The organism is Xanthomonas sp. DAR33341 (assembly GCF_003992815.1).
GTDB classification, from domain to species: Bacteria; Pseudomonadota; Gammaproteobacteria; order Xanthomonadales; family Xanthomonadaceae; genus Xanthomonas; species Xanthomonas cissicola.
On record NZ_QEYV01000042.1, the window covers coordinates 29,093 to 41,758 of the forward strand.

General features: G+C 66.4%; 13 protein-coding genes and 1 other RNA gene. 9 read left to right on the forward strand and 5 right to left on the reverse strand.

The genetic code is table 11. From position 1 onward, the window contains the following. Positions 1 to 113: 113 nt before the first annotated feature. From EO156_RS21890 to EO156_RS21900, 3 genes are read right to left on the reverse strand one after another with little or no spacing between them, the layout of a single operon-like run. A complete protein-coding gene (locus EO156_RS21890) occupies positions 114 to 1,022 on the reverse strand; it encodes a histone deacetylase family protein (RefSeq protein WP_005925835.1) in 909 nt (302 codons plus the stop codon). 38 nt (positions 1,023 to 1,060) lie between these two features. Next, positions 1,061 to 1,597, reverse strand: a complete 537-nt coding sequence (locus EO156_RS21895; protein WP_033482890.1) for a cob(I)yrinic acid a,c-diamide adenosyltransferase — start codon at positions 1,595 to 1,597, stop codon at positions 1,061 to 1,063. A 3-nt stretch (positions 1,598 to 1,600) separates the two neighbouring features. After that, positions 1,601 to 2,179 (reverse strand): hypothetical protein, encoded by a 579-nt coding sequence (locus tag EO156_RS21900; protein WP_016850346.1) that lies wholly within the window; start codon positions 2,177 to 2,179, stop codon positions 1,601 to 1,603. A 128-nt stretch (positions 2,180 to 2,307) separates the two neighbouring features. On the opposite strand from EO156_RS21900, the gene EO156_RS21905 reads away from it, so the two are divergent. The 6 genes from EO156_RS21905 (at position 2,308) to EO156_RS21930 (ending at position 7,491) form a co-directional block, all read left to right on the forward strand. Next, positions 2,308 to 2,385: non-coding RNA, sX9 sRNA (locus EO156_RS21905), on the forward strand. 134 nt (positions 2,386 to 2,519) lie between these two features. Next, positions 2,520 to 3,728 carry a 2-octaprenyl-6-methoxyphenyl hydroxylase gene (gene ubiH / locus EO156_RS21910; protein WP_029828124.1) on the forward strand — a complete coding sequence of 403 codons (1,209 nt, stop codon included), beginning with the start codon at positions 2,520 to 2,522 and terminating at the stop codon, positions 3,726 to 3,728. Then, positions 3,725 to 4,924: a UbiH/UbiF family hydroxylase gene (locus EO156_RS21915; protein ID WP_033482920.1), complete on the forward strand. Its 1,200-nt coding sequence runs from the start codon at positions 3,725 to 3,727 to the stop codon at positions 4,922 to 4,924. The genes ubiH and EO156_RS21915 overlap by 4 nt, the downstream gene beginning before the upstream one ends. A gap of 127 nt (positions 4,925 to 5,051) precedes the next feature. Continuing rightward, the gene (locus EO156_RS21920; RefSeq protein ID WP_003487465.1) at positions 5,052 to 5,774 is read left to right on the forward strand and encodes an alpha/beta fold hydrolase; all 723 of its coding nucleotides are present in this window, start codon (positions 5,052 to 5,054) and stop codon (positions 5,772 to 5,774) included. Positions 5,775 to 5,876: 102 nt separating this feature from the next. Then, positions 5,877 to 6,308 (forward strand): nuclear transport factor 2 family protein, encoded by a 432-nt coding sequence (locus tag EO156_RS21925; RefSeq protein WP_011050589.1) that lies wholly within the window; start codon positions 5,877 to 5,879, stop codon positions 6,306 to 6,308. 151 nt (positions 6,309 to 6,459) lie between these two features. Beyond that, positions 6,460 to 7,491: a transporter gene (locus EO156_RS21930; RefSeq protein WP_029828127.1), complete on the forward strand. Its 1,032-nt coding sequence runs from the start codon at positions 6,460 to 6,462 to the stop codon at positions 7,489 to 7,491. Positions 7,492 to 7,660: 169 nt separating this feature from the next. Here the strand turns inward: EO156_RS21930 and EO156_RS21935 are convergent, their stop codons facing one another. After that, entirely contained in the window at positions 7,661 to 8,335 is a 675-nt protein-coding gene (locus tag EO156_RS21935) for a GntR family transcriptional regulator (RefSeq protein ID WP_016851354.1), read from the reverse strand. A gap of 235 nt (positions 8,336 to 8,570) precedes the next feature. Between EO156_RS21935 and EO156_RS21940 the strand changes: the two genes are divergently transcribed. The 3 genes from EO156_RS21940 to EO156_RS21950 all read left to right on the forward strand — a co-directional run bounded on the left by EO156_RS21940 (position 8,571) and on the right by EO156_RS21950 (position 10,905). After that, the gene (locus EO156_RS21940; protein ID WP_003487475.1) at positions 8,571 to 9,467 is read left to right on the forward strand and encodes a gallate dioxygenase; all 897 of its coding nucleotides are present in this window, start codon (positions 8,571 to 8,573) and stop codon (positions 9,465 to 9,467) included. Between the two features lie 10 nt (positions 9,468 to 9,477). Continuing rightward, positions 9,478 to 9,837 carry a protocatechuate 3,4-dioxygenase subunit alpha gene (locus EO156_RS21945; protein ID WP_003487477.1) on the forward strand — a complete coding sequence of 120 codons (360 nt, stop codon included), beginning with the start codon at positions 9,478 to 9,480 and terminating at the stop codon, positions 9,835 to 9,837. A 66-nt stretch (positions 9,838 to 9,903) separates the two neighbouring features. Beyond that, the gene (locus EO156_RS21950; protein WP_005925852.1) at positions 9,904 to 10,905 is read left to right on the forward strand and encodes a LysR substrate-binding domain-containing protein; all 1,002 of its coding nucleotides are present in this window, start codon (positions 9,904 to 9,906) and stop codon (positions 10,903 to 10,905) included. 178 nt (positions 10,906 to 11,083) lie between these two features. Here EO156_RS21950 and EO156_RS21955 read toward each other — a convergent pair whose 3' ends face one another. After that, positions 11,084 to 12,562 (reverse strand): AMP-binding protein, encoded by a 1,479-nt coding sequence (locus EO156_RS21955; protein WP_016851356.1) that lies wholly within the window; start codon positions 12,560 to 12,562, stop codon positions 11,084 to 11,086. Positions 12,563 to 12,666 lie beyond the last annotated feature (104 nt).

Here is a 12,666-nt window from a genome sequence, read left to right on the forward strand (position 1 = left end):
ATAAAATGGCGACTAGCTTGCCGCATACCCCGCATAGGGGCAATGAAGAGCGCCGGCGCCGGGTGGGCGAGGTTCATCGCCACCGGTGGCGCGACCGGCGCCCCGGCCGGGGTTCAGCGCAGCGCTGCCACGTGCGCCACGCTGCTTTCGCGCAGCGCCTGCAGGTCGTAGCCGCCCTCCAGCATCGAGACCACGCGGCCGCGTGCATGGCGGTCGGCCAGGGTGCGCAGCGCGCCGGTGAGCCAGGCGAAATCGTCGTCGTCCAGCATCAGGTCGGCCAGTGGGTCGCGCAGATGTGCATCGAAGCCGGCGGAGATCAGGATCAACTGCGGGCGGAAGGCATCGACGAGCGGCAGCATCTCGTCTTCCCAGACATTGCGGAAGCGCAGTCCATCGCTGCCCGGTGGCAGCAGCAGGTTGTGGATATTGCCGACGCCGCGCTCGTAGACGCTGCCCGAATGCGGATACAGCCCGGACTGGTGGGTGCTCAGGTACTGCACGGCGGGGTCGCGTTCGAAGATCGCCTGGGTGCCGTTACCGTGATGGACGTCGAAATCCACGATGGTGATGCGCTCCAGCCCATGCCGGTCGCGCGCATGGGCGGCGGCCACGGCGATGTTGTTGAACAGGCAAAATCCCATCGACACCTGTGCGGTGGCGTGGTGACCGGGCGGACGCACGGCGCAGAAGGCGGTGCGGGTCTGGTCCTGCATCACCGCATCGACGGCGGCGATACCGGCGCCGGCGGCGCGCAAGGCGGCCGCGCGCGAGGCCGGCACCATGCGCGTATCTACGTCCAGCTGACGATAGCCGTCGAAGGCGGTTTCCAGTACCGCATCCACCTGCTCGCGCTCGTGCACGCGGCACAGGTCGCCCAGCTTGGCCAACGGCGCTTCGCGCCAGTCCAGATCCGGGAATGCGCCGCGCAGGGCCTGGACCACCGCTTCCAGGCGGGCGGGGCTTTCCGGGTGCTCAGGGCCGGCGTCGTGACCGAGGCAGGCGGGATGGGTAAAGACCAACATGGGGCAACTCTAGCCTCTGCGCCGACCCGGGCGCATGCTCAACCGCGTCGGCGGTCGTGCCGCCGCAGGACTTCCTGCCGACCATCGGCACGCGCCAGCACGCGCGCCAGCACGAACAGCAGGTCGGACAAGCGGTTGAGGTAGCCGATCGCCTCGCCGCGCACCGCTTCCTGGCGCGACAGCGCAACGGTCTCGCGCTCGGCCCGGCGCACGATGGTGCGGGCCAGATGACAGCGCGCGGCGGCCTCGCCACCGGCCGGCAGGATGAATTCCTGCAGTGCGGGCAGCGTCTGGTTGAAGGCGTCCAGCTGCGTCTCCAGCGCCTGGATGTCGGTCGCGTCGATGGCCGCGTGGCCGGGGATGCAGAGCTCGCCGCCCAAGTCGAACAACTGATGCTGCACGGTGGTCAGCAGTGCGGCGATCGGCTCCGGCACGCCGGGTGCGGCCAGCAGCACGCCGATCGCCGAATTGGCTTCGTCCACGGTGCCGTAGGCGTTGACGCGCAACGCATCCTTGCCGGTCCGGCTGCCGTCGTCGCCGGTCCGCGTATAGATACGAGAGAGACGGTTGCCCATGGCTTAGCCGGCGTAGGGCTGGCGACGCGGTGCGGACAGACGCTCGGCAGCCACCTGGATCACCGCGGCTGCCGCCACGTACAGCGCGGCACTGCGCAGATATGGCCCCAGCCAGTCGGTGTAATTCTTGGACCAGCCGGCCACGGTCGGGTCGGCCACGCTGGCGCTGATCCGGTAGAAGCTGCCCTGGGCGATCAGCTGGCACAGCGCCACGGCGATCAGCAGGGCCGGCACCAGCCGCGCCAGCGCGCTCCACTGTGCGCCATGGTAGTGCCGGCGCAGCCATACGCCGCCGGCCCACATCGCGAAGTACGCCGGGATCAGGCACCAGTACGCTGGCGACACGCAGTAGTGCTGCCAGAAGCTCAGCCCCTGGCCGGTGATCACCAGCCAGTCCACCGCCACGGCCAGCAGCATCAGCAGCGGAAATGCCAGCCTGGTGCGCGCAGCCAGATGAAATCCGCCGATGAAGAACACCGCCCAGGACGCATCCGGAACCGGCGCGAAGTGATTGATCCGCGTAGCCGCCATCAACACGGCGAGCAGACTCAGAATCAGGGTGTCGTGCGAACGAGAAGTCATGCGCGAAGCGGGCCGGATTACAGGCCCTGGAGTGTAGCGTGGAAGTGGTGCTGCCCGCGGCTTGGGTCACGGCAGCTGCAGAACGACTGCGCAGTGCCAAGCGGGCGTGGCCGGCGCCCGGAATCGGCCTGCACCACGCCTGCATCGCCGTTTCTGGGTGCGCCGTCAACGCCCGCCTGGCGACTGCTCGCCAGGTCTTGCCAGCGGCTGCATGCGTTCGGGGAAGGCGTGAAGCCCTGCAGTGCGAGCAAGCCATGCAAGGTGCAGGCGGCAGCGGGCGCGGCAAGATGTCCCGCCCTCCGGCGGCAACGCGCAGGGGGCGAAGGCTTATCATGTGGGAATGACACATCCCCATGACGTTCTGATCGTTGGCGGCGGCCTGGTCGGCTCCAGCCTCGCGATTGCGCTGGACCGCCTCGGCCTGGATGTCGGGCTGGTGGAGGCCACTCCGGCCGGTGCGCCGCCGGCAGTGTTTGATCAACGCAACCTCAGTTTCGCCGCGGCCACCGTGAACGCGCTGGGTGCGCTCGGGGTGATGGCCAAGCTGCGCAGCCCGCCCGGGCCGATCCGGCGCATCCATGTCAGCCGCGCCGGGGACTTCGGCCGCGTGCAACTGGACGCGGCCGATTATGGCCGCGACGCCTTCGGCCAGGTGGTGGTGGCACGCGACTTCGGCGATGCCTTGCAAACGCGTCTGGACGAACTGACCCATCTGCGCCGTTACCGGCCTGCGCGGTGCATCGGCATAGAGCCGGTGCAGGACGATCTGCGCGCGGTGCGCCTGGCCACCGATGCGGGCGAGCAACGTGTGCAGGCCAAACTGGTGGTCGGCGCCGACGGCAGCGATAGCGCGGTGCGCGAGCTGCTGCATATCGGTACCGATGCCCACGATTTCCTGCAGACCCTGTTCGTGGCGCGCGTGCGTGCGTCACGACCGCCCGATGGCACGGCCTGGGAGCGTTTTGGCGAGCATGGGCCAACTGCGCTGTTGCCGCGCGGCGACCGCCATTACGGCGCGATCCATTGCGTGGCGCGCGCCGAGGCCGAAGCCGTGGCTGCGCTCGACGACGCCGGCTGGCTGGCCCGCCTGCAGCGAGCAGCCGGCTGGCGTGCCGGGCGCTTGGTCGCCAGCGGCGAGCGCAGTGCCTATCCGCTGGTGCAGGTGCTGGCCAACAGCCTCATCGCCGAACGCGTGGTGCTGCTGGGCAATGCGGCGCAGACGCTGCATCCGATCGGCGCGCAGGGTTTCAACCTGGGGTTGCGCGATGCGCTGACGCTGGCCGAATTGATCGAGCACGATCGCAGCGATGCCGGTGCCGGTGCGTTGCTGGCCGAGTATCTGGCGCGGCGGCGGGTGGACCGCGAGCACACCATCGGGTTTTCCAGCGGTCTGGCGCGGCTCACCGGCAACCCGGCGCCGTTGCTGCGGCCGTTGCGTAGCCTGGGCTTGTTTGCGACCTCGCAGGCGGCCCCGCTGCAATCGATGCTGGTGGGCGGTGCCATGGGCTTCCGTGGCGATGTGCCGCAACTGTGCCGGAGCAGCGCATGAGCCGGCGCAGCACGCGCGAGGCCGTGATCGTCGGCGGTGGCGTTGTCGGCGCGGCCTGCGCGTTGGCGTTGAACGATGCCGGGCTGAGCGTTGCCCTGGTCGAAGGGCGCGAGCCTGCACGCTGGCACGCCGATCAACCCGATCAACCCGATCAACCCGATCTGCGCGTCTACGCCTTCGCCGCCGACAACGCCGCGTTGCTCGACAGCCTGGGCGTGTGGAATGCGGTGCGTGCCGCCCGCGTGCAGCCTTACCGGCGCATGCGGGTCTGGGATGCTGGCGGAGGCGGAGAGCTGGGCTTCGATGCCGACACTCTGGGACGCGAGCAACTGGGCTGGATCATCGAAAACGACGTGCTGGTGGACCGCTTGTGGGCCGCCGTGCATGCGGCCGGCATCCAAGTGCATTGCCCGGCACGCGTGGTCGAGCTGGAGCAGGACGCTGCCAGCGTGCGCCTGCGCCTGGACGATGGCAGCCGGCTGGAAGCGGCAATGGCCATTGCCGCCGATGGTGCAGCATCCACCCTGCGCGAACTCGCCGGGCTGCCGGTCTCCCGGCATGCCTACGCACAGCGCGGCGTGGTCGCCTTCGTGGAAACCGAACACCCGCATCAGGCCACCGCCTGGCAGCGCTTCCTGACGACCGGGCCGCTGGCCTTCCTGCCGTTCGCCGATGGCCGCAGTTCGATCGTGTGGACCTTGCCGGATGCCGACGCCGAGCGCGTGCTGGCGCTGGACGATGCCGATTTCTCGCGGGAGTTGACCCAGGCCTTCGCGGCGCGCCTGGGCGAGGTACGCGTGGTGTCGGCACGCACCGCCTTCCCGCTGCAACGGCAATTGGTGCAGCAGTACGTCAGCGGCCGCGTGCTGACCCTGGGCGATGCCGCGCATGTGGTGCATCCGCTGGCCGGGCAGGGCGTCAACCTGGGCCTGCGCGATGTGGCGGCGTTGCGGCAGCGCGTGCGCGAGGCGATGGCCAAACGTGCCGATTGGGCCGCGCCGCATCGCCTGCAACGCTGGGCACGTACCCGGCGCAGCGAGAACACCGTTGCCGCCTACGGCTTCGATGCGATCAATACGGTGTTTTCCAACGACGAAATGCACCTGACGTTGTTGCGCGGATCGGTATTGGGCCTGGCCGGCAAGTTGCCGCCGTTGGTCGATGTGCTGTGGAAGCGCGCCTCCGGCGGCGCGTGAGCCAATCGCGCCAGCCGCCGCAATCGGCGTCGGCGGCTGCCTGTCATGCCTTGATATGCCTTTGATGCTATAGCGAAGGCAGCAGGTTCCATACGACGTGCGTGGCTGCCGTGGCTACAGTCGCGCCATGACCTCGTCTGCGCCTCCTTCGTCCAAGCCGGCAGTGCTGCTGTTGTGCGGCCTGCTGTGCGACGCCGCCATCTGGCAACCGCAGCGCGTCGCGCTGCGCGATCTGGCCGACGTGCAGGTGATGGATTTCGCCGGCTTCGACAGCATCACGCAGATGGCCGCGCATGTATTGGCCGTCGCGCCGCCGCACTTTGCGCTGGCGGGACATTCGATGGGCGGACGGGTCGCGCTGGACATCATGCGCCAGGCGCCCGCGCGCGTGCTGCGGCTGGCCCTGCTGGATACAGGCATCGCGCCGCGCCGCGCCGGCGAACGCGAAGAACGACTTGCGTTGGTGCGACTGGCGCACGCCCAGGGGATGCAGGCGCTGGCGCAGCGCTGGCTGCCGCCGATGCTGCACCCCGATCACAGCGCCGACAGCGAGTTGATGGATGGCTTGATGGCCATGGTGCAGCGGCACAGTGCGCAGAGTTTTGCTGGGCAGACCAACGCCTTGCTGGAACGCCCCGATGCGGGGCCGGTGCTCGCGCACATCACGTGTCCTACGTTGTTGGGAGTCGGGCGACAAGACGCGTGGAGCCCGTTGGCGCGGCATCAGGACATGGCACGACACATTCCGCAGGCGCGGCTGGCGATCTTCGAGCACTGCGGGCACATGGCGCCGGTCGAAGCACCTGCCGCCGTCAGCGACGCGCTGCGCGACTGGTTGCAGGCCGCGTGATGGCGCGTCGGCCGAACGCGTGGCATGACGTGGCGACTGCTGCCCAAACACGTCGTTCGTCGGGTATTGAGATTGCGTTGGTCACGTCTTGAGGAGCGCTGCATGCACGAAGACGCCTCGATCATCATCGCCTGCGAGCAAGCGATCCGCCGGTTCGCGCTGTACAACGATCGCCATGATCATGCCGGCCTCGCCGCGTTGTTCACCGACGATGGTGTGTTCGCGCGCCCCAGTGCACCGGATGCGCCCGTGCATGGGCGCGAGGCCATCTTGCAGTCGTTTCGCGAGCGTGCGCCGCGCACGACGTGCCACCTGATGCTCGATACCTTGGTCAGCGTCCAGTCGCACACGCTGGCGCACGCGCACAGCCACGTACTGCTTTACACCGCGGGTGATACCGCCGCAGCGCCGCCGTGGACGGCGCAATCGCCGGCATTGCTGGGCAGCTTCGAGGATGTGCTGGTGCTCGAGCAGGGGCGCTGGTTGTTCCAGCGACGGCTCGGGTCGCTGCTGCTGCGGATCGGCACCGGCTGAGTCAGCGCATTCGGGCTGCAGACGACACCCTTACCCATCGCGGTCCTGATGGCGCACACCGCGCGTCGCCGTCTTGCGGTCCCGTTTTCTCCCCCCTCCACGTCGCGTCGCATCGCAGTCATCCATTCCCTTTGCATCGGAGATTCGCCTAGTGGAACGCGTCCGTTCGTCTGCTCGTTGTGGTTCGGTGTTGTCGCGTGCGCTGTCGCCTCGTCAACCTGCATTGATCATCGCTGCCTTGCTGGCCGCAGCGTCGCCAGCAGCGTGGGCGCAGGCTGTGCCGGAAACCGCGGCGCCACCGCAAGGCGTCAATTTGGGGGGCACCAGTTTTCTAGATGGCTTCGGCTCCATGAAGCCTGGATGGACGGCCATCGAGTATCTGCGTTACTACGATTTCGATGCGATCAAAAATGCCAGCGGCGACAATTCGCCTGCGTTCCGCGACCCCAAGGTTGGGGTCAGCGTCGCGTTGACTCAGCTCATCTACGTCACGCCATACACCTGGAACGGTGGTTCGTTGAGCTTCAATGCGATCGTGCCGCTGGTCAATTACGACACCTCCGTCGCTGCCGATAGCCCGGTGCGCTTGAGCAGCAATGGCTTGGGTATGGGCGATATCTCGTTCGGGCCGGCGCTGCAGATGCCACCAGTGATGCGCGATGGGCGGGTGTTCTTCTTCCAGCGGTTTGCCATCGACGCCTTCGCGCCCGTGGGCAAGTTCGATCGCGATATCGCCATCAACCAGAGTACCGGTTTCTGGTCGGTCGCACCGCATTGGGCCTTCACCGTGCAACCCAGCGACAATTGGGAAATCAGCGGGCGGCTGAATTATCTCTACAACTTCCGCACCAGCCGCGCCGGTGGCGTGCCGCCGATTCCCGGGTTCCGTTTTCGCAATGGCCAGGCCGGCGATGTGCTCTGGGCAAACTTCGCCAGCTCGGTCAAGGTTACCGAACAATTGCGTCTGGGCATCAATGGGTATTACCTGCAGCAGTTGAAGAACAACCGCACCAACGACCAGAGCATCCCCGACAGCAAGCGCAGGCAGTTCTATGTTGGCCCTGGGTTGTCCTGGCGGTTCGACGAAAAGAACCTTCTCAACTTCAATGTTTACCTCCCTATCGAGGTCGAGAACTCGGTGGCAGGCAATAGCTATAACCTGATGATCGTGCACTCGCTGTAACGCGCGCCGGTCACGCGTCCCACATTGCCGGCGCATGCCGGCGTGTGGGTTGGAGCTGGTGCAATGTGCCGAGTGGATCGGCTTGCGCTGTTTGCGCTGTGCACTCCACGTCATCCATCAATATGCGGCACAGCGCGTGTAATGGGTCAACCGCCGCAACACGTGCATTTCAGATTCCCATGCTGTGCCGTTGCGTGTTGGCGTGTTCGCGGAACAGTGATTCCGCGCGTGCGCCATCGCGTTGTTCGATGGCCGAAACGATCGCGCCGTGTTGCCTGTGTCCGTAAAACAGATCGTCGTAGGCAAGCGCGGCAGTGCGTTGGCCGAACACGACGTTGACCGGGCTGACGAACGGCACCAATGTGCAGCGTTCCACGGTTTCGGTCAGGATCGGCTTGTTGGCCGCCTCCACGATGGCGCGGTGGAAACGGGCGTTCATTGCGCCATACGCCTGCTCATCGTCGGCGCAGAGGTTGCGGCTGGCCAGGATGCGGTCGCCTTCGCCCAGACAGGCATGCAACGTGGCGAGCAGCTCGGCGGGGGCGCCCTGTTCGGCGACGGTGCGTGCGGCCATGCCTTCCATCATTGCGCGCACCGCCAGGGCATCCAGGCTTTCCTGCTGGCTGAAGCGCCGCACGGCGTAACCACGGCTGCCCGCCTGCATCAGCAGGCCTTCCTGGCATAACGCCGGCAGGGCCTGACGGATCGGCGTGCGCGAAATCGCCAGGCGCTCGGCCAGTGCCGCCTCGGTGACGCGCTCGCCGGGCGCGAAGGTGCCGCACAGGATCAATTCGCGTAGCTGCTGAATCGCTTGCAATCGGTGGTTGTTCGCCATTGGCTCCATTCTCTCGCGCCATACCGCAGCGCACGTTCCTTCGACGGGGAAAACTCTCACTTACAGGTATAAAGACCTTGCGGATGAGATCGCTTGATGGCAATTTGGATCCCAAGGATACCGTTTTGGCGATCCGGCGTCGTTGGTCGCCCTTTGTTGGGATCCATTGCGTTGCAGATCCCGAATCACCCACTGACGCGCGCCTGCCCTGACCGGGGCCCGGCCCGCGTCGCAGGAGCGCAACATGGCAAGCATCATCGGCGGTATCGGGACCTCGCACGTTCCCACCATCGGGGTGGCCTACGACAAGGGCAAGCAGCAGGACCCGGTGTGGAAGCCGTTGTTCGACGGCTACACGCCAGTGGCCGCGTGGCTGGCCGAGCAACAGGCCGACGTGCTGGTGTTCTTCTACAACGACCACTGCACGACGTTCTTCTTCGATCTGTATCCCACCTTCGCGCTGGGCGTGGGCGAGCGCTTTCCGGTTGCCGACGAGGGCGCGGGCCTGCGCAACCTGCCGCCGATCCGCGGCGACGTGCAGTTGCAGGCGCATATCGCCGAATGCCTGGTCAATGACGAATTCGACCTGACCGTGTTCCAGGACAAGCCGATCGACCATGGCTGCGCGGCGCCGCTGCCGCTGCTATGGCCGCATGTGCCGGACTGGCCGGGCACGGTGGTGCCGATCGCCATCAACGTGCTGCAGTATCCGCTGCCGACCGCGCGGCGCTGCTATCGCCTGGGCCAGGCGGTACGCCGCGCGATCGAATCGTATCCGGAAGATCTTCGGGTGGTGGTGGTAGGCACCGGTGGGCTATCGCACCAGATCCATGGCGAACGCACCGGGTTCAACAACACCGAATGGGACATGGAATTTCTGGACCGTTTCCAGCATGCGCCCGAGACCCTCACGCATCTCACCCACACCGATTACGTTCGCCTGGGCGGTGCGGAGAGCGTGGAGCAGATCATGTGGCTGGCGATGCGCGGCGCGCTGGATGGGCCGATCCGCAAGCTGCATCAGAACTACTACCTGATGACCACCACTGCGATGACCGTGGTGCTGTACGAGCCGGGCGAAGAAGCAGCCGGCGCGCCGCGTTCGGCCGAACTGCTTGCGCGCACTGCCGCCGCGGCCTGAGGAGGTGCTGATGAATCCGCAAACCCATGGCATGGAGCAGATCGGCGGCACGTACCTGTTCGATCTGCGCACCAGCAATCGCGCGCTGCGCCTGAACCGCTTTTTCTGGCACATGATCCGCGCCCCGTGGCGCGATCGTTTCTTGCAGGATGCAGAAGTATTGATGCAGGAAGCCGACCTCACCGAGCAGGAGAAGGCGCTGATCCGTGCGCGCGACTGGCTTGGCCTGGTGCAGTACGGCGCCAACTTCTTCGTCATCGAAAAATTCGCGCGCGTGGTGCGCATGACCAATCTGCAGGTCTACGCAATCATGCGCGGCGAATCGTTCGAAGACTTCATGCAGACGCGGCGTGTGCCCCATGCGCGCTGAGCTATGCGTACTGGCTGTGCGCCGCATCGCCGCATCACCCGACTTCCCAACGTAAGGCCCACCCCCATGACCATGTCTTCCGTGTTCTTTGAACATCGCATCAAGGTGCGGCACCTGCGTGTTATCGAAGCGCTGGACCGACAGAAAAGCCTGTTGCGCGCCTCACGCGTCCTGAATGTCACCCAGCCCGCGCTCACGCGCGCCTTGCAGGAGATCGAAGAGATCGTCGGTGCGCCGCTGTTCGAGCGGCATTCGCGCGGCGTGCGCCCCAACGCGATGGGCGAGGTGCTGGTGCAGACTGCGCATGTGGTGCTGGGGCAGCTGCGACGTGCGCAGGACACCTTCGAAGGTCTGCTGCAGGACGATGCGCTCACGATCACCGTGGGCGCCTTGCCGGTGGCGGCCAGCGGTTTGCTGCCGGCGGTGCTGGCCGCGTTGTATCGCACCGAACCCACGCTGCGGGTGCGCTTGCTGCACGGCCGCACCGATGAGCTGTTGCCCAAGCTGGCCGGTAACGAGATCGATCTGGTGGTCGGGCGGTTGTATCCGCTGGCCCGCTACGACGCATTGATTCGCAAGGTGTTGTACCAGGACCCGATTGCGCTGGTGGCGCGCAGCGACCACCCGCTGTTCGCGAATGGGCCGGTGCGCATTGCCGAGGCGGTGGCCTACCGGCAGGTGCTGCCGACCTTGAGCCAGCATGTCGAACGCGACGTGGCGCAGGTCATGCGCGAACACGGACTTGCAACGCGCGACCAGTTGCGTTCCAGCTCGGCCAGCTTCACACGCGAAATCCTGCTCGGTACCGACAGCATTGCGGTGATGCCGAGCATGATGGTGGCCGGCGACATCGCACGCGGCGAGTTGCGTGCCTTCCAGTTGCAGCAACCCTCGCAGGCGCGCGCAGGCGGAGTGATCTATCGCGATGGGAGCGCAATGCACAAGCCCGGCGTGCGCTTGCTGATGCGCGAGCTGGAGCACCAGCTCGCCCTCATGGCCGAACAAGGCGCGGTGTGGGTGGACGACCGCGTTGGCGAAGACGATGTGTTGCTGGATGCGTCTGCGTGATCGCGTAAGGCCGGCGCAACGCACGGCGCTTCGCGATTCCTGCTGAGCTGCCTCAACGCTCAACGGATGTCGAGCGCGGCTGCAGACAGTGGATCGTGCGCCGCGCCAGAGCAACGGGCAGCCCAGGCTGCCCGTTGTGCCCTTGGCGGTGCGCATTCGCGCCGGATGCGATGGCACATCAGGTGTCACTGGCCAAGGTGTCCCTCAAGCGCGCTTTCTGCAATTTGCCGGTTGCCGTGCGCGGCAGTGCGTCCACCAACCGCAGATGCTTGGGCACCTTGTACTTGGCCAGCCGGGTGGTCAGATAATTGAGGATCTCCTCCAGGTCCGGTGCCGCAGCGGCGGGCACGATCGCCAGGTAGCCCACCTCGCCCCATTGCGGGTCGGCCAGGCCGACCACTGCGCACTCGCGGATGTCCGGATGGTCTGCGAGCAAGGCTTCGATCTCTGCCGGATACACGTTCTCGCCGCCGGAAATGAACATGTCCTTCTTGCGGTCGACGACCCAGAAGAAGCCGTCGGCATCGCGCTGCACGATATCGCCGGTGCGGAACCAGCCCTGCCCATCGAGCACCTCGGCGCTTGCCTGCGGGTCGCGCCAGTAACCGGGGCTGAGGTTGGGGCCGCGCAAGAGCAGTTCACCGGGAACGCCCGCCGGGCAGTCGTTGCCCTCGTCATCGACCACGCGCGTCTGCACCGACGGCGTTGCGATGCCGGCCGCGCCCAGCTTGTTGCGGATCACATCGCAGTTCACCGACATGCCGAACACCGTGCCCGCTTCGCTCATGCCGAAGCCGCAGACCATCGGGATGCCATCGTCCAGCCAGCCAAGCAGATCGTCGCTGGCGTGCGGCGCACCGCCGCTGACCAATGCGGTGAGATGGCGCAGCGCTGCCGCATCGAAGCCGGGCTGATTGCGAAATGCCTGCATCATCTGCGGCACGCCGACGTAATGCGTGATTCCCAGCGATGGATCGGCGAGCCAGCCCAACGAGCGTTTGGGCTCGAAGCCATTGGACACCTGGATCGAGCCGCCCACCGCCAGCGCCGAGCGCACATTGGTGACCAGCCCGATGATGTGAAACATTGGCGCTTCGCACAGAAAGCTGCTGCGTGCGTCCACGCGCGTGGTGACGCCGAAGTTATGCGCGGCGTGCTGCAGATTTTGCTCGCTCAGCATCACGCCCTTGGGCTGACCTGAGGTGCCGGAGGTAAACAGGATCAGGCTCACACGATCCGGCGGAATCGATGGCGTGTCGGCGGGCTCCAGTGCATCGGCACTGGCGATGAAGTCCGCCAGGGCGTCCATGTCCGTGCGAGCGGCCGCGACATCGTCGCCCAGCAACACACGCGGCTCGGCGCGTTGCAGCAGCGCATCGAGCTCGCTGGCGCTCAAGCGCCAGTTGAGCGGGACATAGATCGCGCCGACCCGCCCGCAGGCAAAGTGCAGGGCCACCTGCCACACCGAATTGCGCGCCAGCACCGCGAGCCGCTCTCCATCGACGCAGCCACGCCGGCGCAACAAGGCCGCCAGGCGGCCCACCAACGCGTCCAGTTCGGCGTAGGTCCATTCGAGGCTCAGCACTAGGTCGCGTGCGGCAAACTGTTGCGGCGAGAGACGGGCGTGGAAAGCGATCGAGTCGGTCGGCATGGCCATGGCACGGTCTTCTGGGAGAGTGGGAAGTGACTGGGTGTGAGTGCGGCGGCTGGGTGCGAAAGGTTTAGACCGCGCGGAGAACGTGGTGCGCGAATGCAGGGTGC

Excerpts from the sequence above, each read along its gene's own strand:
- EO156_RS21925 (WP_011050589.1), top strand. The coding sequence starts at position 5,877 with ATGCACGAAGACGCCTCGATCATCATCGCCTGCGAGCAAGCGATCCGC.
- EO156_RS21920 (WP_003487465.1), top strand. The coding sequence starts at position 5,052 with ATGACCTCGTCTGCGCCTCCTTCGTCCAAGCCGGCAGTGCTGCTGTTG.
- EO156_RS21935 (WP_016851354.1), bottom strand. The coding sequence starts at position 8,335 with ATGGAGCCAATGGCGAACAACCACCGATTGCAAGCGATTCAGCAGCTA.
- EO156_RS21900 (WP_016850346.1), bottom strand. The coding sequence starts at position 2,179 with ATGACTTCTCGTTCGCACGACACCCTGATTCTGAGTCTGCTCGCCGTG.
- EO156_RS21890 (WP_005925835.1), bottom strand. The coding sequence starts at position 1,022 with ATGTTGGTCTTTACCCATCCCGCCTGCCTCGGTCACGACGCCGGCCCT.
- EO156_RS21895 (WP_033482890.1), bottom strand. The coding sequence starts at position 1,597 with ATGGGCAACCGTCTCTCTCGTATCTATACGCGGACCGGCGACGACGGC.
- EO156_RS21950 (WP_005925852.1), top strand. The coding sequence starts at position 9,904 with ATGACCATGTCTTCCGTGTTCTTTGAACATCGCATCAAGGTGCGGCAC.
- EO156_RS21915 (WP_033482920.1), top strand. The coding sequence starts at position 3,725 with ATGAGCCGGCGCAGCACGCGCGAGGCCGTGATCGTCGGCGGTGGCGTT.
- EO156_RS21945 (WP_003487477.1), top strand. The coding sequence starts at position 9,478 with ATGAATCCGCAAACCCATGGCATGGAGCAGATCGGCGGCACGTACCTG.
- EO156_RS21940 (WP_003487475.1), top strand. The coding sequence starts at position 8,571 with ATGGCAAGCATCATCGGCGGTATCGGGACCTCGCACGTTCCCACCATC.
- EO156_RS21955 (WP_016851356.1), bottom strand. The coding sequence starts at position 12,562 with ATGGCCATGCCGACCGACTCGATCGCTTTCCACGCCCGTCTCTCGCCG.
- ubiH (WP_029828124.1), top strand. The coding sequence starts at position 2,520 with ATGACACATCCCCATGACGTTCTGATCGTTGGCGGCGGCCTGGTCGGC.